The organism is Neorhizobium sp. S3-V5DH, assembly GCF_004343065.1.
In the GTDB taxonomy this organism is placed as follows: domain Bacteria; phylum Pseudomonadota; class Alphaproteobacteria; order Rhizobiales; family Rhizobiaceae; genus Neorhizobium; species Neorhizobium huautlense.
This window is the reverse complement of sequence record NZ_SMCL01000007.1, coordinates 144923-162737: the sequence shown is the minus strand read 5'-3', so window position 1 is coordinate 162737 and position 17815 is coordinate 144923. Positions and strand designations below refer to the sequence as shown.

20 protein-coding genes are annotated in these 17815 nt (G+C 61.4%); 15 read left to right on the top strand and 5 right to left on the bottom strand.

The features are described 5' to 3' along the window. The 7 genes from EDE09_RS13320 to EDE09_RS13290 all read left to right on the top strand — a co-directional run bounded on the left by EDE09_RS13320 (position 1) and on the right by EDE09_RS13290 (position 5348). On the top strand, positions 1 to 834 hold the full coding sequence (locus tag EDE09_RS13320; protein ID WP_105372669.1) for an SDR family oxidoreductase: 834 nt from the start codon (positions 1 to 3) through the stop codon (positions 832 to 834). Positions 835 to 851: 17 nt separating this feature from the next. Continuing rightward, complete coding sequence (locus tag EDE09_RS13315) at positions 852 to 1055, top strand: twin transmembrane helix small protein (protein WP_105372670.1); 204 nt, start codon at positions 852 to 854, stop codon at positions 1053 to 1055. A 20-nt stretch (positions 1056 to 1075) separates the two neighbouring features. Next, on the top strand, positions 1076 to 1648 hold the full coding sequence (locus tag EDE09_RS13310) for a cob(I)yrinic acid a,c-diamide adenosyltransferase (RefSeq protein ID WP_105372671.1): 573 nt from the start codon (positions 1076 to 1078) through the stop codon (positions 1646 to 1648). A 27-nt stretch (positions 1649 to 1675) separates the two neighbouring features. Further along, positions 1676 to 2440, top strand: a complete 765-nt coding sequence (locus EDE09_RS13305) for a rhomboid family intramembrane serine protease (RefSeq protein WP_132410917.1) — start codon at positions 1676 to 1678, stop codon at positions 2438 to 2440. Between the two features lie 177 nt (positions 2441 to 2617). Further along, positions 2618 to 3364, top strand: coding sequence for an electron transfer flavoprotein subunit beta/FixA family protein (locus tag EDE09_RS13300; RefSeq protein ID WP_132410915.1), 747 nt, complete (start codon positions 2618 to 2620; stop codon positions 3362 to 3364). Positions 3365 to 3387: 23 nt separating this feature from the next. After that, a complete protein-coding gene (locus tag EDE09_RS13295; RefSeq protein WP_132410913.1) occupies positions 3388 to 4317 on the top strand; it encodes an electron transfer flavoprotein subunit alpha/FixB family protein in 930 nt (309 codons plus the stop codon). Between the two features lie 149 nt (positions 4318 to 4466). Beyond that, positions 4467 to 5348, top strand: a complete 882-nt coding sequence (locus EDE09_RS13290) for a 3-hydroxybutyryl-CoA dehydrogenase (RefSeq protein ID WP_105372675.1) — start codon at positions 4467 to 4469, stop codon at positions 5346 to 5348. Between the two features lie 12 nt (positions 5349 to 5360). Here the strand turns inward: EDE09_RS13290 and EDE09_RS13285 are convergent, their stop codons facing one another. After that, positions 5361 to 6029, bottom strand: a complete 669-nt coding sequence (locus EDE09_RS13285) for a TlpA disulfide reductase family protein (RefSeq protein ID WP_132410911.1) — start codon at positions 6027 to 6029, stop codon at positions 5361 to 5363. Positions 6030 to 6053: 24 nt separating this feature from the next. Here EDE09_RS13285 and argH point away from each other — a divergent pair, with 24 nt between their 5' ends. From argH to EDE09_RS13265, 4 genes are all read left to right on the top strand, one after another. Beyond that, positions 6054 to 7457 (top strand): argininosuccinate lyase, encoded by a 1404-nt coding sequence (argH, locus tag EDE09_RS13280; protein ID WP_105372677.1) that lies wholly within the window; start codon positions 6054 to 6056, stop codon positions 7455 to 7457. Between the two features lie 86 nt (positions 7458 to 7543). Then, positions 7544 to 7750, top strand: a complete 207-nt coding sequence (locus EDE09_RS13275) for a hypothetical protein (RefSeq protein WP_105372678.1) — start codon at positions 7544 to 7546, stop codon at positions 7748 to 7750. 13 nt (positions 7751 to 7763) lie between these two features. Then, complete coding sequence (gene lysA, locus EDE09_RS13270; protein ID WP_105372679.1) at positions 7764 to 9032, top strand: diaminopimelate decarboxylase; 1269 nt, start codon at positions 7764 to 7766, stop codon at positions 9030 to 9032. A gap of 134 nt (positions 9033 to 9166) precedes the next feature. Continuing rightward, positions 9167 to 11881, top strand: a complete 2715-nt coding sequence (locus EDE09_RS13265) for a TIGR02302 family protein (RefSeq protein ID WP_105372680.1) — start codon at positions 9167 to 9169, stop codon at positions 11879 to 11881. 11 nt (positions 11882 to 11892) lie between these two features. On the opposite strand, the gene EDE09_RS13260 is transcribed toward EDE09_RS13265, so the two are convergent. The 3 genes from EDE09_RS13260 to EDE09_RS13250 all read right to left on the bottom strand — a co-directional run bounded on the left by EDE09_RS13260 (position 11893) and on the right by EDE09_RS13250 (position 13651). Next, the gene (locus EDE09_RS13260) at positions 11893 to 12270 is read right to left on the bottom strand and encodes a response regulator (RefSeq protein ID WP_105372772.1); all 378 of its coding nucleotides are present in this window, start codon (positions 12268 to 12270) and stop codon (positions 11893 to 11895) included. Between the two features lie 116 nt (positions 12271 to 12386). After that, positions 12387 to 12929, bottom strand: a complete 543-nt coding sequence (hpt, locus tag EDE09_RS13255) for a hypoxanthine phosphoribosyltransferase (protein WP_105372681.1) — start codon at positions 12927 to 12929, stop codon at positions 12387 to 12389. A 62-nt stretch (positions 12930 to 12991) separates the two neighbouring features. Then, a complete protein-coding gene (locus tag EDE09_RS13250) occupies positions 12992 to 13651 on the bottom strand; it encodes a hypothetical protein (RefSeq protein ID WP_132410910.1) in 660 nt (219 codons plus the stop codon). Between the two features lie 207 nt (positions 13652 to 13858). On the opposite strand from EDE09_RS13250, the gene ftsE reads away from it, so the two are divergent. From ftsE to EDE09_RS13230, 4 genes are all read left to right on the top strand, one after another. Then, positions 13859 to 14518, top strand: a complete 660-nt coding sequence (gene ftsE, locus EDE09_RS13245) for a cell division ATP-binding protein FtsE (RefSeq protein WP_105372682.1) — start codon at positions 13859 to 13861, stop codon at positions 14516 to 14518. Between the two features lie 100 nt (positions 14519 to 14618). Beyond that, entirely contained in the window at positions 14619 to 15569 is a 951-nt protein-coding gene (locus EDE09_RS13240; protein ID WP_162712178.1) for an ABC transporter permease, read from the top strand. A gap of 64 nt (positions 15570 to 15633) precedes the next feature. After that, the gene (locus EDE09_RS13235; RefSeq protein WP_105372684.1) at positions 15634 to 16365 is read left to right on the top strand and encodes a YdcF family protein; all 732 of its coding nucleotides are present in this window, start codon (positions 15634 to 15636) and stop codon (positions 16363 to 16365) included. Between the two features lie 90 nt (positions 16366 to 16455). Next, a complete protein-coding gene (locus EDE09_RS13230) occupies positions 16456 to 17247 on the top strand; it encodes a 1-acyl-sn-glycerol-3-phosphate acyltransferase (RefSeq protein ID WP_105372685.1) in 792 nt (263 codons plus the stop codon). Here the strand turns inward: EDE09_RS13230 and EDE09_RS13225 are convergent. Further along, entirely contained in the window at positions 17232 to 17780 is a 549-nt protein-coding gene (locus EDE09_RS13225; RefSeq protein WP_105372686.1) for a gamma-glutamylcyclotransferase, read from the bottom strand. The two genes, EDE09_RS13230 and EDE09_RS13225, sit on opposite strands and share 16 nt — an antisense overlap. Positions 17781 to 17815: the final 35 nt, after the last annotated feature.

The following is a 17815-nucleotide window of genomic DNA, read 5'->3' as shown; positions in this document are numbered from 1 at the left end:
ATGAACGAGAAAAGAACGATCATCATCACCGGCTGTTCCTCCGGTATCGGCGCGCACTGCGCCCGCGCCCTGAAGGCTGACGGCTGGCGGGTTTTCGCCACGGTGCGCAAAGAGGCTGATCTCACCGCGCTGGAGGCCGATGGCATCGAAGCGCTGATGATGGACTATACGAAGCCAGAAACCATCGCCACCCTGGTTCAAACCGTTCGAGACCGCACCGGCGGCCGGATCGACGCATTGTTCAACAACGGCGCCTATGGACAGGCGGGAGCCGTGGAGGACCTTTCCACCGACGTGCTGCGCGAACAGTTTGAGACCAACGTCTTCGGCTGGCACGAACTGACGCGCCTTGTGATCCCGATCATGCGCGCACAAGGGCATGGCCGCATCGTCAACTGCTCCTCCATCCTCGGCCTGTTGCCCTATCGTTACCGCGGCGCCTACACGGCTTCCAAATATGCCATCGAAGGCTTGACCATCACCCTGCGGATGGAACTCCAGGGCAGCGGCATCGAAGTGAGCCTCATCGAGCCTGGGCCGATCACCTCACGCTTTACCGCCAATGCGCTTGTCAAATTCAACGAGCACATCGATCAGGAAGCGTCGGTCCATGCGGAGCAATACAAGCGCCAGCTCAGACGTCTCGACGGAAGGGGGCAGATCAGCCGTCACAAGCTTGGCCCTGAAGCCGTCTATCATGTCCTGGCGCATGCCTTGACCGCACCTCGTCCCCGACCACATTATTTGGTCACGAAGCCCGCCAAGCAGGGCGCCTTCCTGAAAAGAATATTGCCGGCCGCGCTTTTCTATAAGCTCATGCGCCGACTCGACTGAACGAAAGCAATCGGAAAATGTCCAGTTTCACCACTCTGCTTACCCTGATCGTCATGGGGCTTGTCGTGCTCGTCCTGATCCGCGGGCTGTTCAACATGCTGAAGGGAAGCGACGCGAACAAATCCAACAAGCTGATGCAGTTGCGCGTCCTCTTGCAGGCGGTCGCAATCCTTCTCATCATGCTTACGCTCTGGATCACCGGCGGCGGACGCCCGAGCTGATTCCGGCGACCGAGGGACCAATGGTAAAGCTCAACAAGATATACACGCGCACCGGCGACAAGGGCACCACCGCCCTGGTCTCGGGTCCACGACGGGAAAAGTACGACCTGAGGGTAGAAGCCTACGGCACGGTCGACGAAACGAATTCTGCCGTCGGAATGGCAAGGCTCCACACCTCCGGCCTGCCTGAGCTCGATGCGATGCTCTTCCGCATCCAGAACGACCTGTTCGACCTGGGCGCCGACCTCGCGACGCCCGATACGGGGGAACAGCTGGACTACGAGCCGCTGCGCATCATCGAAGCCCAGGCGACCCGGCTTGAGAGCGAGATCGACACGCTGAATACCGACATCGCCCCCCTCACCTCCTTCGTTTTGCCGGGTGGATCCCCTGCCGCCGCCCATCTGCACCTTGCGCGCACCGTGGCGCGTCGCGCTGAGCGGCTGATGGTCGAGCTTTCCCGGCAGGAAACGGTAGGAACCGCGGCCTTGAAATACATCAACCGGCTTTCCGATTTCCTGTTCGTAGCCGCCCGTTCGGCCAATGACGGCGGCAAGTCGGACGTGCTTTGGGTTCCGGGGAAAAACCGGTAGAACGTTAGCGGGGTAGGAGGGTCACCAATGTTCATCCCGCTGCACGACGCCGTCGAACTGAAATATATCCGCGTACAATATGTCACAATCAGCCTCATCGCCGTCAACGTGCTGGTCTGGCTGTTCACCACGCTCGCGAGCCCGGAAATCGTGGAACACGCCTCGCTTGGCCTCGGCTTCATTCCAGCTGTGATCTTCGACTACGCGGTGCTCGATCCGTCGCTCATCATCGTCCCCGACGACGCCACCTTCATAACCTATGCCTTCCTGCATCTCGACTTCTGGCACCTCGCCTCCAACATGCTGTTTCTCTGGGTGTTCGGTGACAATGTTGAGGATGCGCTGGGGCATGTGAGATTCCTGATCTTCTACCTGATCTGCGCCGCGGCCGGCGCCGCCCTCCATGGGTTTGTCGGGCCGTCCTCGGAAGGTCCTTTGATCGGCGCTTCCGGTGCAATTTCTGGCGTCGTGGCGGCCTACTTCCTGCTGCACCCGCGGGTGCGGGTCTGGGTGCTGGTGCTTTTCCGTATTCCGCTGCCGCTGCCGGCCTTCATTCCACTGGCGCTCTGGATCGTTCAGCAATTTGCCATGCTGGCACTCGACCTCGACGGCATGGTCTCCTGGGGTGCCCATGTCGGCGGTATCATCGCAGGTGCCATCCTGGTCATCCTCATGCGCCGCAAGGGCGTGCCGCTCTTCGACCGCACCATCGTCACGCCGAAGGCCGTGCGAGCCGAGCCTACTCCCAAGGTTCCAATTGCTGTGGCTGAACCCGGCAGCAGCCCGCATTGACGACAAGGCCTTGACATTGACGTGTACGTAAAAGTAATTTTTGCGACCGCAAAAGCGCTGCGGGCGGCGAGACGGCGTTGTATTCGAGAAAAAAATGCGTATCGATGTCGCCCACTGACAAATGAGGGAACGGCAAATGTCGCAATTTGCCGCTGAGACAAGTCGAGGAAGGACCCCATGAAGATCCTGGTGCCGGTTAAGCGAGTGGTGGATTACAACGTGAAGATCCGGGTCAAGCCGGATGGCACGGGTGTCGAGCTTACCAATGTGAAGATGTCGATGAACCCGTTCGATGAGATTTCCGTCGAGGAGGCTCTGCGTCTGAAGGAGGCGGGCAAGGCGGAAGAGGTTGTGGTTGTATCGATCGGACCTGCCAAGGCGGAAGAGACGCTCAGGACCGCCCTTGCGATGGGCGCCGATCGTGCAATCCTGGTCGAGACGGACGACATCGTCGAGCCGCTGGCCGTTGCAAAGATCCTCAAGGGTGTCGCGGACGCCGAGCAGCCCGGACTGATCATCGTCGGCAAGCAGGCGATCGATGACGATAGCAATCAGACCGGCCAGATGCTGGCAGCGCTCCTCGGTACGGCCCAGGCAACCTTCGCCTCCAAGATCGAGATAGGTGCAGGTTCCGCTAAAGTCACCCGCGAAGTCGATGGCGGCCTGCAGACGATCGAAGTCAAGCTGCCGGCTGTCATCACCACCGACCTCCGTTTGAACGAGCCGCGTTATGCATCGCTGCCGAACATCATGAAGGCCAAGAAGAAGCCGCTCGACAAAAAGACGCCGGCCGAGCTCGGCGTCGACACCACACCGCGCCTGAAGGTCCTGAAGACCGAGGAGCCGGGTGGCCGCAAGGCAGGCATCAAGGTCAAGAGCGTCGAGGAACTCGTCGCCAACTTGAAGACCGCCGGCATTCTCTAAAGCGACGGATAAGGATTACGACAATGGCCATTCTTCTTCTGGCAGAACACGACAACGCAACCCTGTCCGACCAGACCGCCAAGGCGCTCTCCGCTGCCGCGCAGATCGGCGGCGATGTGCATGTGCTGGTGGCCGGCTCGGGCGCCAAAGCTGCGGCCGATGCTGCCGCCAAGCTTTCCGGCGTATCCAAGGTGCTGCTCGCCGACGACGCAAGCCTAGCCAACAATCTCGCCGAACCGCTGGCGGCACTGATCGTCTCGCTTGCCGGCTCCTATGACACGATTATCGCCGCTGCGACGGCTTCTGCGAAGAACGTCATGCCGCGGGTTGCGGCCCTGCTCGACGTTGCCCAGGTCTCGGAAATCGTCGAGGTGATCTCTGCGGATACCTTCAAGCGGCCGATCTACGCCGGCAACGCGATTCAGACGGTGCAGGCGACCGACGCCAAGAAGGTCATCACGGTTCGGACCGCCTCGTTCCAGGCGGCCGGTGCAGGCGGCTCTGCATCCGTGGAAACGGTGCCGGCGGCGGGCAATGCGGGCGTTTCCACCTTCGTCTCGGATGCGCTGTCCTCGTCGGAACGTCCGGAACTGACCTCCGCCAAGATCATCATCTCGGGCGGCCGGGCGCTCGGCTCTGCGGAAAAGTTCAAAGAGGTCATTCTGCCCGTCGCTGACAAGCTTGGCGCTGCTGTCGGCGCTTCCCGCGCCGCCGTCGATGCCGGTTATGCCCCGAACGATTGGCAGGTCGGCCAGACCGGCAAGGTGGTGGCCCCTGACCTCTATATCGCGGCCGGCATTTCCGGCGCCATTCAGCATTTGGCCGGCATGAAGGACTCGAAAGTCATCGTCGCGATCAACAAGGACGAAGAGGCGCCGATCTTCCAGGTCGCCGATTACGGCCTCGTCGGCGACCTCTTCGAAATCCTGCCGAAGCTCGAAAAGGCGCTTTAGACCTTTGTCCATTTCGCAAGCGCGAAAAATGCTGGCAAAATGCCAAGTGGCGGAATAACAATCTGCCGGGCTGTCTCCACACAGCCCGGCATTTTTTATAAGATAGGCGCAGCGCAGCGCCTCGGGAGCGAAACCCAGGGAAACCAATAATGAGTTCGGTCATGAAGAATATCGGCATCATCGGAGCAGGTCAGATGGGTTGCGGCATAGCCCATGTTTCGGCCTTGGCCGGTTACAAGGTGCAGATGTACGACCTTTCCCAGGATAGGATCGAGGCAGCGCTTGCCACGATCAACGGCAATCTTGCCCGCCAGGTGGGTCACGGCAAATTGACCGATGACGAGCGCAAGTCTGCGCTTTCCCTCATCTCGGGTTCCGCCGATCTCAACGACCTTGCCCCCATGGACATGGTGATCGAGGCCGCGACAGAAGATGAAAGCGTCAAGCGAAAGATCTATGCACAGGTCTGTCCGGTTCTGAAGCAGGAAGCCCTGCTGGCGACCAACACGTCTTCGCTTTCGATCACCCGGCTCGCTTCCGCCACCGACCGGCCGGAACGTTTCATGGGTATTCATTTCATGAACCCGGTGCCGGTGATGAAACTCGTCGAGTTGGTGCGCGGTATCGCGACCGATGAGCCGACCTTCCGGGCTGCCAAAGAATATGTTGCCACGCTCGACAAGACTGTAACGGTCGCCGAGGACTTTCCCGCGTTCATCGTCAATCGCATCCTGCTGCCGATGATCAACGAGGCAATCTACACGCTCTATGAAGGCGTCGGTTCGGTGGAAGCCATCGACACCGCCATGAAGCTCGGCGCCAACCATCCGATGGGGCCGCTGCAGCTGGCGGACTTTATCGGCCTCGACACCTGCCTGTCGATCATGCAGGTGCTGCACGACGGGCTGGCCGACAGCAAATATCGCCCCTGCCCGCTTCTCGTAAAATATGTCGAGGCCGGGTGGCTCGGACGCAAATCCGGCCGCGGCTTCTACGACTATCGCGGCGAAGTACCGGTTCCGACGCGGTGACTGCTTTGGGACCTAAGGCGCCTTCGCGGCCGTAATCAGCGCCTTGGCATCTGGGCTGTCCCAGACGGCGGGGCCGTTCATGGCCGAGATCAGGCAGCCCTTTGCATCCATCACCAAGGTCACCGGCAGGCCGAAGGCAAGTCCTTCCTTCTTCAGGCTGTTGAAGACGCCCATCGAGCTGTCGCGGTAATAGCCAAGCGTGTCGATGCCGTACTCAGCGAGAAACGCCTTGGGTTTCTCGTCCGTGCCGGTGTCGATGTTGACGGCTACCACTTCGAAGTCAGGCCCGCCCATCTCCTTCTGAAGAGCATTCAGCGCCGGCATTTCTTCGCGACAGGGGCCGCACCAGGTGGCCCAAAGATTGAGAAGCACGGTCTTGCCGGCGAAATCGGCTGTCTTCAGGTCCTTTCCATCAGGTCCCTTGAAGGAAAGATCGAGCGGCCTCGGCGGCCGTGCGGCCACCATCGCGGCAACCTGGCCCTTGGAAAACTCCGAGACGGACTTCACCGTCTCTACCGCGCCCTCGCAAGCCCCGGAAGACTGAGCGAGGAGAACGTCCCCGCCATTGCCAGACCCCACATTCCTCACGTATACCGCCACGGCGCCGGCGATGATCCCCGCGACGGCGGCAATCACGATCAATCGGACGGAAGGAAGGCCGAAGGGTCTTTTGGTCGTCATCAACTACTCCAGGACTTTTGCATCATGGCCGACGGCACGAAGGACGCGACATCCTCCAACCAGATGTGGGGCGGGCGCTTCGCCTCCGGGCCGGACGCGATCATGGAGGAGATAAATGCCTCGATCGGTTTCGACAAGAAGCTCTATGCCCAGGATATCCGCGGCTCTATAGCGCATGCGACCATGCTGGCTGAGAAAGGCATCATTTCGGGCGAAGATAAAGACAAGATCTTGTCTGGACTGAACACGATCATGTCAGAGATCGAAAGCGGGCAGTTCCAATTCTCAAGACAGCTCGAAGACATCCACATGAATATCGAGGCGCGGCTGGCGACCCTGATCGGACCAGCCGCTGGACGCCTGCATACCGCCCGCTCCCGCAACGATCAGGTGGCGCTCGACTTCCGTCTCTGGGTCAAGGAAGAGCTCGCAAAGGCCGAGCGCATGCTGACCGACCTGATCGCCGCCTTCCTTGATCGTGCCGAAGAGCATGCCGACACGGTGATGCCGGGCTTCACGCATCTCCAGACCGCCCAGCCGGTCACCTTCGGTCATCATTGCATGGCCTATGTGGAAATGTTCGGCCGTGACCGCGCCCGCGTGCGGCACGCCATCGACCACCTCGACGAAAGCCCGATCGGCGCCGCGGCTCTGGCAGGAACCCCCTACCCGATCGACCGCCACATGACGGCAACGGCGCTCGGGTTCCGCGAGCCGACCCGCAACTCGATCGACACCGTCTCCGACCGCGATTTCGCGCTGGAATTCCTCTCCGTCGCGGCAATCTGTGCCGTTCACCTGTCGCGTCTCGCCGAAGAGATCGTCATCTGGTCGACGCCGCAATTCGGCTTCGTGCGCCTGTCGGACGCCTTTTCGACCGGCTCCTCAATCATGCCGCAGAAGAAGAACCCGGATGCGGCCGAACTGGTTCGCGCCAAGACCGGCCGCATCAATGGCTCGCTGGTGGCGCTCTTGACCGTCATGAAGGGCCTGCCGCTCGCCTATTCCAAGGACATGCAGGAAGACAAGGAACAGGTCTTCGACGCTGCCGAAAACCTGGAACTGGCGATTGCGGCCATGACCGGCATGGTCCGCGACATGACAGTCCGCGCCGACAAGATGCGGGCCGCGGCCGGTGCAGGCTATTCCACCGCGACCGACCTTGCCGACTGGCTGGTTCGCGAAGTCGGCCTGCCTTTCCGCGACGCTCATCACGTGACCGGCCGCGCGGTGGCATTGGCCGAAAGCAAGAGTTGCGATCTCTCCGAGCTTTCACTCGCTGAACTCCAGGAGATCAACGCCGCCATCACCGACAAGGTTTTCAACGTACTTTCGGTCGACGCCTCGGTCGCCAGCCGCACAAGTTTCGGCGGCACGGCACCTTCGGAAGTCAGGAAACAGATCGCCTGGTGGCGCGGCAGAAACTGAAGACGAATTGTTCCCGGAAATGACTGCACAAGGGTGCGGAACTTCGCTATGAAGGATCCGCAGCAGTGCCGGATATAGGTGTGAGAATGTCGAAATCCCTGGTAAACATCGCCCGCATCACTTTTGTGCTGAGCCTCGCCGGCATCGTTGCCGTCGGCTGCGGCCGCAAGGGCGATCTCGACCGTCCGGGCACGCCGGTGGAGCAGCAGAACATCCGAAAGCCGGGCAAACCGGGCGAACGAAAACCCGAGCCTGTCGCCGATAAGCCCTTCGTTCTGGACCCGCTTCTGTAATTCGAGCACCGACGTGAACCATTTTCATTACATCGACGGCGTGCTGCACGCCGAAAACGTGCCGATCCCGGAAATCGCCAAGGTCGTCGGGACGCCGTTCTACGTCTATTCGACGGCAACGCTCGAGCGCCATTACAAGGTCTTCTCCCAGGCTTTCGCCGATGTGGATGCGATGGTCTGTTATGCCATGAAGGCCAATTCCAACCAGGCGGTGCTCAAGACCCTCGGTCGGCTGGGCGCCGGCGTCGACGTGGTCTCCGGCGGCGAATTGCGCCGGGCGCTGGCCGCCGGCATCCCGGCAGGCCGCATCATGTTCTCCGGTGTCGGCAAGACCGCGCATGAAATGGACCTGGCACTTGAGGCCGGTATCTACTGCTTCAACGTCGAATCCGAGCCGGAACTGGAGGTGCTCAACCTCCGCGCCCGGAAGATGGGTAAGAAAGCGCACGTTTCCTTCCGCATCAATCCCGACGTCGACGCCGGCACCCACGCAAAGATTTCGACCGGCAAGAAGGAGAACAAGTTCGGCATCTCCTATGAACGCGCCCGCGATGTTTATGCCCATGCAGCCACGCTTGATGGTATCGAGGTGACCGGCATCGACATGCATATCGGCAGCCAGATCACCGAGCTGCAGCCCTTCGAGGATGCATTCAGGCTGCTGCGCGAGCTTGTCGATGCGCTTCGCTCCGACGGCCACCGCATCGACCACGTCGATATCGGCGGCGGGCTGGGTATTCCCTACAAAGACGACAACAACCCGCCGCCGCTGCCCGACGCCTATGCCGAAACGGTGAAGCGCCAGCTCCGCTCGCTCGAATGCAGGATCGTCACGGAGCCCGGCCGTCTAATCGTCGGCAATGCAGGCATCCTGGTAACGGAGGTCATCTACGTCAAGGAGAGCGGAGAGAAGAGCTTCGTCATCGTCGACGGCGCGATGAACGACCTCATCCGCCCGACGCTCTACGACGCCTATCACATGATCCGCCCGGTCGTTGTGCCCGCGACCGATGCACCGCGGATCAAGGCCGACGTGGTCGGCCCGGTCTGCGAGACGGGCGATTATCTGGCGCTCGAGCGCGAGATGGCGGCGCCGAAGCCGGGCGACCTTATCGCCGTCGCTTCGGCCGGTGCATACGGCGCCGTCCAGGCGGGCACCTACAATACCCGGCTGCTCGTGCCGGAGGTGTTGGTCAAGGGCAGCGATTTCCATATCGTGCGTCCGCGCGGCAGCTACGAGGATCTGATCGGTCTCGATTCCGTGCCAGCATGGCTTGCCTGAGCCCCTGACGCGCCGTTCACTTTTGCGGGAAAGCCCCGAAAATATGGGGGCGAAAAGCCCCTCGCCCTCGTCTTCGCCACAAAGACTGTTATCTTGAGGCTTGATTTGCGCCGCCACGACTGGAGACGGACCGCATGAGCCTTATCCGCAAAGGTGCCTTCGAGTCGCATCCCGAGCTTGCGCGTCGCGTCGCGCTGAAACGGTCGTTTGCGCGGATCGTCCTGTTTTTCGAGCGGATTTTGCCACTTCTGCTGGCCCCCTTGGGCATCGTGGCTCTATTTCTTTCGGCCGCGTGGTTCAGCATTTTCCGCATAGCGCCTGATTGGCTGCGGTGGGTGTTGGTCGGCGGCTTTGCCCTAACCTTTGTATATTCCCTTCTGCCCTTCGGCCGATTGCGCTGGCCGGCAGCCGAGGATGCCGATCGGCTGCTCGAAGACCGCAACAACCTTCCTCACCAGCCGGTCGCCGTGCAGGAAGACGAACCGGCCTTCGAAACGCCCTTCGCCCGTGCTCTGTGGAAGGAGCACCAGCTCCGCATGGCCAAACGCATCGCCGAACTCGATGCCGGCCTACCGCAGCCGGACATCGCCAGACATGATCGGCTGGCCCTGCGCGCAATCCCGGCGCTCGTCGTCGCAATCGCGCTTGGTTATTCGTTTTCGAACGGCGGTGGCTCGCCCGTTGATGCCTTCCGCCCGGCACCGCCTGCCCCCAGCATCAATCCGGACCTGCGCATCGACGCATGGCTGACGCCGCCGTCCTATACGGGCCGCGCTCCGGTTTTCCTGACCGGCCAACAGGCGATGGCCAAAGCAGTCACCGTATCCATACCCGAGAATTCTGCGCTCACGGTTCGCGTGACCGGTGGCGAAGGGGGCGAAGCCGTGGTCTTCGCACCGAAAACCGGTGAAGACCCGGTCACTTTGATTACCGAGGAAGCCAAGAAAGCCGCGGAAAAGGCGGCGCAGCAGCCTGCGCAGACCGCGGCACAGACAGCTGAGAGACCTCAGACTGCAGCACCGCAGCAGGCCGACCAGCCGCTGCCGCCCCGCACATATACGCTCAATGTCGCCGAAAGCGGCAGCCTTACGGTAAACGGCCAGACCTGGGCCTTCGATGTCGTTCCCGACCGGGCGCCGGAAATCGCCTTCGATGGCCAGCCGCGGCGCTCCGTTAACGGCGCGCTTGAAATCGGCTTCACCGGCAAGGATGACTACGGCATCCGCGAAGCGCATGCCTTGATCGAGCCCGTCGAGGATCGCGATCCAGGCGCCACTCCGCTTTATCCGCCGCCGGAATACCGGCTCGACATGCCGCGCCAGAACGGCCGGGAGGTTAAGGGCCTCACGAGCCGCAATCTCGTCGAACACCCGCTGGCCGGCAAGCGCGTAAAGATCACGCTGGTCGCCAAGGATGGCGCCGGTCAGACCGGGCACAGCCCCTCCCACGAGATGGTGCTGCCATCCCGCGGCTTCTCCGAACTGCTTGCGGCGGCTGTTGCGGAGGAGCGTCAGGTCTTTGCGCTCGACACCCGCCAGATGCCGCGCGCGATCACGCTCAACGAAGCCTTGGCGATCCGTCCCGACGAGACCATACCAAAGCTCGGCCACTTCCTGCTGATCCGCTCGGCGCTCGAGCGCATGAAGCTTTCGCGCACCAACGAGCAGCTTAAGGACACGGCCGACTATCTCTGGGAAATCGCACTCGGCATCGAGGACGGCGATCTTTCGCTTGCCGAGCGGCGTTTGCGGGATGCGCAGCGCAATCTGGCAGAAGCTCTGGAAAACAAGGCTTCCGACCAGGAGATTGCGCGGCTGATGCAGGAACTGCGCGAAGCCATGCAACAGTTCATGAACGAACTGGCGCAGCGGATGCAGAACGCCCCGCAGGCGCCCAACAACATGCAGGCCCAGAATGTCATTCGCCAACGTGACCTGCAGAACATGATGGACCAGATCGAAAATCTCGCCCGGTCCGGCAACCGCGACGCGGCACAGCAGATGCTCAACGAGCTGCAGCGCATGATGAACAACCTCCAGGCCGGGCGGATGCAGCGCGGCCAGCAGGGACAGCAGCAGAACAGCCAGATGCGCCAGCAGATCGACAAGCTTGGCGAGATCATGCAGGAACAGCAACGGCTGATGGATCAGACCTTCAAGCTGGACCAGGCGCTGCGGGACCGCATGCAGCGCGGCGATCCGAATGAACGGCCCTATGAACAGAACCAGCAGGGTCAGCGGCAGCAGGGCCAGCAGCAGCAAGGCCAGCAGCAGCAGGGTCAACAAGGACAACAGGGCCAGCAGAACACCGACCAGATGACCGCCGAACAGCTTCGCGAGGCATTGAAGAACCTACGCGCCCAGCAGGAAGGTCTCGGCAAGAAGCTCGAAGAGCTGCAGAAAGGCCTGAAGGAACTCGGCATGCAGCCTGGCCAGGGTTTTGGAGATGCGCAGCGCGAAATGGGCAATGCCGGCAAGGCGCTCGGCGAAGGCCAGGGCGAACAGGCCGTGGAAGGCCAGGGCAATGCGCTCAGCGCGCTGCGTCAGGGCGCGCAGAACATGATGCAGCAGATGATGCAGGCCATGCAGCAGCAGGGTCAAGGCCAGGGTCAGGGCCGCGAAGGCCCCGGCGAGGGAATGGCCAACCAGGGGGGGCAGAACGGCCGTGACCCGCTCGGCCGGCCCCGCGCCACATCAGGGCCTGACTTCGGTGAGCAGGTGAAGGTGCCCGATGAAATCGACGTGCAGCGGGCACGGGAAATCCTCGAAACCATCCGTGAAAAACTCGGCAATGCGCTGTCAGGCGAGGCCGAGCGGCAATATCTGGAGCGTCTCCTGGATATCCGCTGATCGATGATCGATCAGGCGGCGCGTGGGTTTTCCTCCGAGAGAGCCATGGCAACCGCCCTGCGGATGTCCGGAAGCGCGAATGGCTTCTGCACCACGTCGACAATCTTGGTTGCGAGGTCGTCGGCGCGTTCACGCTGCTCGGCATAACCTGTCATCAGCAGGATCTTGAGCCCCGGAAACTGTTCGGAAGCCTGGTGGGCCAGTTCGATGCCGTCCATGACCGGCATGCGGATATCGGAAAGAAGCAGATCGAACGGGCCCTGGGCGAGCTTTTCGAGGCCTTCTGCGCCGTCGCCGGCCTCGTGCGTCTCATGGCCGTCCAGGCGGAGCGCGCGTGCAACGAAGCTGCGAAGCGAATCCTCATCCTCGGTAATCAGGATTTTTGCCATAGCGATCATCGCTCCCTGTCTGTTTCATATCGGGAGCAAATCATCAGAGTTTTCTTGTCGAGGAGTAAACGCCGGCCCTTGCGAGGCCGGCATGGTTAACACCTTGACACCGGCGGTCAGGCGTCTCCGGTGACGACGCCGACGAAGGGAAGCTCGCGGAAGGCATAGGCCACGTCCATGCCATAACCGACGACGAAGTAATCCGGGCATTCAAAACCGACATAGTCCGCCTCGAGCTGCTCCTTGCGCTTAACGTGCTTGTCGAGCAGCACGGCGACCGAAACATGGCGTGCACCGCGCTCGTAAAGGATTTCCTTTGCGAATTTCAGCGTACGGCCGGATTCCAGGATATCGTCGATCAGGAGAACGTCGCGATCCTTCACGTCGCTGTCGATATCCTTGACGATGCGCACGCCCTGCGAAACGGTTCCGGTACCGTAGCTCGAAAGCGTGATGAACTCGACCTCCGGCGCAAGGCCGGTATCATGCAGTGCGCGCAACAAGTCGGCGGCAAAGATGAATGAGCCCTTGAGGATGGCGATGACGAGCAGATCCTTGGTCGGACCGGCGGCAATGTCCGCTGCCATCGCCCGGTTGCGTTCGGCTATCTGCTCTGCGGTAAAAAGCGGCTCAATGACCTTGCCGCGCACGACGGGCATGAGGTTCTCCTGCGTGTCCGTAAAAATGTGCGATAGCACAGTCGACAACAGAAGAGAAAGGCTTAGGCGCCCTTGCCCGCGAGGGAAAGCCGCAAGTCCGGCAGTTTTCCACCGGGATGGGGCACCCGTGCGGAGAACCCGCGGCTGCGGCCGCCGGCAATGGCAAAGGACGGCGGCGAAATCAGCGTACTCGCAATAACCTCCTGGCCGGACAACAGATCGGCGCGGATGGACGGCATGGCAACGCTGCCGCCACTACGGTTCTCGACGATACCGTTGATCAGCAGCACGCGCATGCCGTTGGCATCCTGAGGTGTCATCGTCACATGCGTTATGTCCAGCGAAGTTCCCGCTTCCGCCGCGGCCGAACCGCTGAAGAGAAACGAGAACCCGCCTGTAAAACTGAAGACCGCAACGAAGACGGCCGCAACCACCGCGGCGAAGAAATCGGCAGAAAGCCGCATCAGGGCACGCTCGCCGCTCGCGACGATCCGCTCGATGAATGCCGGCTCCTCCGAACGGGAGAAAGTACGCGCATGATGGTTGTCGTTGTGGGAGCGTGGCTTTGCCGCGCGTCGGGCAGCATTGCCGACGGTGACGAACTGGGCGTCGACCACCTCGCCGCGCGGATGAGCCACACGCCCATTCGGGCCGATCGGCTCCGGCGGCAGGATGTCCATTCGGATGACGGTTTTGCCCTGCTGGCTGCGAAACGTGCTCATTGGGGGCCTCTTCGGCCCGTTATCCCCGGTGTTGAGGACGGCGGGCATTGAAACGAATCCCGCTCAGTCGTAAATTCAAATGGTTAATGCTTCGCAAATGCGGCCCGAAATTAGCCCTTTTCCGCGCGCGATTTACCGTTCGTTTACTCGGATCGTTAAAGAGATAACGGCACCGGAAAGTCTTGAAGAGTAAGGACTGGTCATCCGTTGATCCATTTCGAAAATGTCGGCCTGCGCTACGGGATGGGCCCGGAGATCCTCCGCGATATGACCTTCGATATCCCGAAGCGATCGTTCCAGTTCCTGACGGGACCGTCGGGGGCCGGAAAGACGACGCTGTTGCGCCTGCTCTTCATGTCGCTGCACCCGACGCGCGGCATCATTCGCATGTTCGACCGTGACCTGTCTCAGATTCCCCGCAACGAGCTCCCGATGCTGCGCAGGCGCGTCGGCATCGTCTTCCAAGATTTCCGGCTGCTCGATCATCTCACGACTTACGAGAACGTCGCGCTGCCGCTGCGCGTGCGCGGCAAGGAGGAAAGCTCCTACCGCAACGATGTCATCGAACTCCTGAAATGGGTTGGGCTCGGCGAACGTATCAATGTGCTGCCGCCCGTGCTCTCCGGTGGCGAGAAACAGCGCGCCGCGATCGCCCGCGCTTTGATGGACCGCCCAGAAATCCTTCTCGCCGACGAACCAACCGGCAATGTCGACCCGCCGATGGCGCGGCGGCTCCTCAACCTGTTCCTGGAACTCAACCGGCTCGGCACCGCCGTGGTGATCGCCACCCACGATCTGGCCCTGATGGACCAGGTGGATGCGCGTCGGATGATCCTCACCGAAGGGCGGCTTGACCTTTATGAATGAGCTGAGCCGCCCGGAAGCGGCACGCGCCGCAAAAAGCAAAAAACGTGCGACCGAGCAGCAGGCGCCGCAGCCGTCCCAGCAGCCACCGCGGCGTGCCGAAATGCGCGTCAGGCCCACCGCACCAATCCTTCCGCCATCCAACATCCAGGGCAATGCGCTGATGGTGGTGATCGCCATCATGGCCTTCCTTGCCTGCCTGACGCTCGGCGCGGTGAGCATGGTAAGGGCCACGGCGGCCAGCTGGCAGAGCCAGATTTCCCGCGAAATCACCATCCAGATCAAGCCGGAAGAAGGGCTGGACATGGATGCGGCACTTAGGAAGGCCAGGGATCTGGCGCTTACCTTCGTCGGTACCCGCGAAGGCACGATCATGGACGACAGCGCCACCGCACGCCTTCTGGAACCATGGCTTGGAGCGGGCCTTAACCTCGACGACCTGCCCGTGCCGCGCCTCGTGATCATTACCATCGACGAGCAAAATCCGCCGGACTTCGCAGCCATGCGGGATCTTCTGAAGACGGAGATACCCCAGGCGTTTCTGGACGACCACAGGACCTGGGTGGATCGGCTGGTTTCCATGGCTCATACGACAGTGTTGATCGGGACCGGCGTTCTGGTGCTCGTCTTTACCGCCATGATCCTCACGGTGATCTTCGCCACACGCGGAGCGCTTTCCGGCAACCGCCATATCGTCGAGGTGCTGCATTTCGTCGGCGCGGAAAGCTCCTTCGTGGCGAGCGAATTCCAGAAGCACTTCTTGAAGATCAGCATCAAGGGTTCGGCGGCGGGCGGCGCGCTGGCGGCGGCCCTTTTCGCGCTCGCCAACATCTGGCAGGCGAACTCGCTGGCCACCCCGGAGAGCGACCAGGCGATGGCGCTGTTCGGCACTTTCACCATCGGCGTGACCGGCTATGTCGGCATCTTCGCAACGATGATCGTCATCGCGCTGCTGACGACGCTGACGGCTCGGTTTACGGTCATGCGCACGATCGACGAGATCGATCTGATTCGTTCCGACCCGGCTCGTTCCGACGGGTTGCCCGCTTCTTGAAGCCGCCATCGTCCCCCTATAGTGTGGCCCTGTTCTCGCCACGAATCTCCGGCTATGGACAGTGATGACACCGGCCCAAATGACACCCGACGATGGAGCAGGCCGCAAGCCGCGGCGTCTGACCCGCGGCCTGTTTTCACGCCAGGGCCGGCTGCGCTGGCTTGCCCGCCGCGTCATCATGTCCTGCGTGTTCTTGGTGGGCCTGCTTTTCGGGGGCTTCCTCTGGTTTGCCGATTCGGTGACCTCGCTCAGGACGCCAGACGGCGTCAAAGCCGACGCCATCGTTGTGCTCACCGGCGGCTATCTTCGCGTCGAACAGGCGCTCGGCCTGCTGCGCGACGGCGCCGGCCAGCGCCTGCTGATCTCGGGCGCGCATCCCTCCACGACGCCCAATCAGATACGCAAGGTCACGCAGGCATCGCCAGACCTTTTCTCCTGCTGCGTCGACATCGGCTATGATGCGATCGACACGATCGGCAACGCCAACGAGATCACCCGCTGGATCCATGATCACGGCTACAAATCGGTCCTGGTCGTCACCAACAACTATCACATGCTGCGCAGCCTTCATGAACTGCGCCGCGCCGACCCGGTGACGGAATTCATTGCTTATCCCGTGATCAACTCGGACCTCACCCGCAAAGCCTGGTTTACCGAGCCGGACGTGGTGCGCACCATGCTGTCCGAATATGGCAAGGTGGTCCTGTCAACGATGCGTGACTGGATCGGCATCGAGCGCGGAACAGGCCTTCGCACCGAAGACGCACCCAAAACCGCGGGCAGCCCGAAACCCTGAAAAGCCGCTGCACCCGGCCGTCGGCACAATGCGCTTTTTTCCAGAACCGATCTCGTGTAGGCAACGTGCGTCCAGAAGGAAGTCGTCTTTATGCTGCTTTTGCGTTCGGTTCTTTTCAACACCGCCTTTTACGTAAACATCATCGTAAGAATGATCGTGCTGAGCCCGATCTACTTCCTGTTGCCGCGCAAGGCCGCCTATCGTATTCCTAAAGCCTGGGCCCGGTCCAACAACTGGCTGATGGCGAAGATCGTCGGCGCGACCTTCGAAATCGAGGGCATGGAAAACATTCCCGAAGGGGGCTGCATCTTTGCCCCGAAGCACCAGTCGGCCTGGGACACGTTTGCGCTGCTGCCCTACCAGCGCGACCCGGTCTATATCCTCAAGCGGGAGCTGATGTGGATCCCGCTGTTTGGCTGGTACGTGGCGAAACAGAAGATGATCCCGGTCAATCGCGGCGCCCGCGGCAAGGTCATGGTAGATGTCATGGTCCGCACCAAGGAAGAGATGGAGGCCGGCCGCCAGCTGATTATCTATCCGGAAGGAACGCGGCGCGCACCGGGCGCGGAGCCGCAATACCGCTACGGCATTGCCCGCATCTATCGCGACATCCAGGTTCCGGTCGTACCGGTGATCGCCCATTGGGGCCTCTTCTGGGGCCGCCGCAAGCTCGTGAAATATCCGGGCCGTTTCAAGGTACGCATCCTGCCGCCAATCACGCCCGGCATGGATCCCGATGCCTTCTATGCAAAGCTTATCGAAACGATGGAGCGGGAAAGCGACAAGCTGCTGATCGAGACCGTCGAGGCCAACCCGCATCTGCCGCTGCCGCCGACAGCGGCGAAGCGGCTTGCCGAACTGAGGTCTCAAACGGCCGCTTGAAGCCCGGCCGCAATGGAGGCGCCGACACCTTCAAGCCAAAGGTCCCGGATGCCCATCTGCTTGAGATGGTCGAGCGTGTTGAAGACATAAGCATCGTTTGGACCCGACTGGCCGACGGAATGCCGGACGATTTTAGCAGCATGATCGATGCTGAGCGCGCCGGCATACTGGACATGCTCGCGATCCACGATATAGCCGACGGCTTTCACCTGCCGCTGGTCTGAAAGCGAAATCGGCAGGATCCTTTCCTTGTAGACATTGGTGACGAGCTCACGCCGGCGAAGATAATCCAGCACATCGGCGCGATCGTTGTCGTTGACCCGAAAAGCCACGCCCCGGCATGAACCGCCGCGATCAAGACCGAGCACGAGACCAGGTTTTTCGGGTGTGCCGCGATGCACATGGGACCAGACGCAAAGGGAACGACGAAAGCCGAAAGCGCGTGCATCGGCTCGCTCCTCGAACGCAAAACCCGGATTCCACATGAGAGAACCGTAGCCAAACACCCAAAATTCGTCCATATCCCGCGCCACACCAAATCAACCGAAGCGTTCTGCACCAAATTTCC

Excerpts from the sequence above, each read along its gene's own strand:
- EDE09_RS13305 (WP_132410917.1), top strand. The coding sequence starts at position 1,676 with ATGTTCATCCCGCTGCACGACGCCGTCGAACTGAAATATATCCGCGTA.
- EDE09_RS13235 (WP_105372684.1), top strand. The coding sequence starts at position 15,634 with ATGACACCGGCCCAAATGACACCCGACGATGGAGCAGGCCGCAAGCCG.
- EDE09_RS13240 (WP_162712178.1), top strand. The coding sequence starts at position 14,619 with ATGCGCGTCAGGCCCACCGCACCAATCCTTCCGCCATCCAACATCCAG.
- EDE09_RS13315 (WP_105372670.1), top strand. The coding sequence starts at position 852 with ATGTCCAGTTTCACCACTCTGCTTACCCTGATCGTCATGGGGCTTGTC.
- EDE09_RS13320 (WP_105372669.1), top strand. The coding sequence starts at position 1 with ATGAACGAGAAAAGAACGATCATCATCACCGGCTGTTCCTCCGGTATC.
- EDE09_RS13250 (WP_132410910.1), bottom strand. The coding sequence starts at position 13,651 with ATGAGCACGTTTCGCAGCCAGCAGGGCAAAACCGTCATCCGAATGGAC.
- EDE09_RS13300 (WP_132410915.1), top strand. The coding sequence starts at position 2,618 with ATGAAGATCCTGGTGCCGGTTAAGCGAGTGGTGGATTACAACGTGAAG.
- EDE09_RS13290 (WP_105372675.1), top strand. The coding sequence starts at position 4,467 with ATGAGTTCGGTCATGAAGAATATCGGCATCATCGGAGCAGGTCAGATG.
- EDE09_RS13285 (WP_132410911.1), bottom strand. The coding sequence starts at position 6,029 with ATGACGACCAAAAGACCCTTCGGCCTTCCTTCCGTCCGATTGATCGTG.
- EDE09_RS13260 (WP_105372772.1), bottom strand. The coding sequence starts at position 12,270 with ATGGCAAAAATCCTGATTACCGAGGATGAGGATTCGCTTCGCAGCTTC.
- EDE09_RS13230 (WP_105372685.1), top strand. The coding sequence starts at position 16,456 with ATGCTGCTTTTGCGTTCGGTTCTTTTCAACACCGCCTTTTACGTAAAC.
- EDE09_RS13295 (WP_132410913.1), top strand. The coding sequence starts at position 3,388 with ATGGCCATTCTTCTTCTGGCAGAACACGACAACGCAACCCTGTCCGAC.
- argH (WP_105372677.1), top strand. The coding sequence starts at position 6,054 with ATGGCCGACGGCACGAAGGACGCGACATCCTCCAACCAGATGTGGGGC.
- hpt (WP_105372681.1), bottom strand. The coding sequence starts at position 12,929 with ATGCCCGTCGTGCGCGGCAAGGTCATTGAGCCGCTTTTTACCGCAGAG.
- EDE09_RS13310 (WP_105372671.1), top strand. The coding sequence starts at position 1,076 with ATGGTAAAGCTCAACAAGATATACACGCGCACCGGCGACAAGGGCACC.
- EDE09_RS13275 (WP_105372678.1), top strand. The coding sequence starts at position 7,544 with ATGTCGAAATCCCTGGTAAACATCGCCCGCATCACTTTTGTGCTGAGC.
- EDE09_RS13265 (WP_105372680.1), top strand. The coding sequence starts at position 9,167 with ATGAGCCTTATCCGCAAAGGTGCCTTCGAGTCGCATCCCGAGCTTGCG.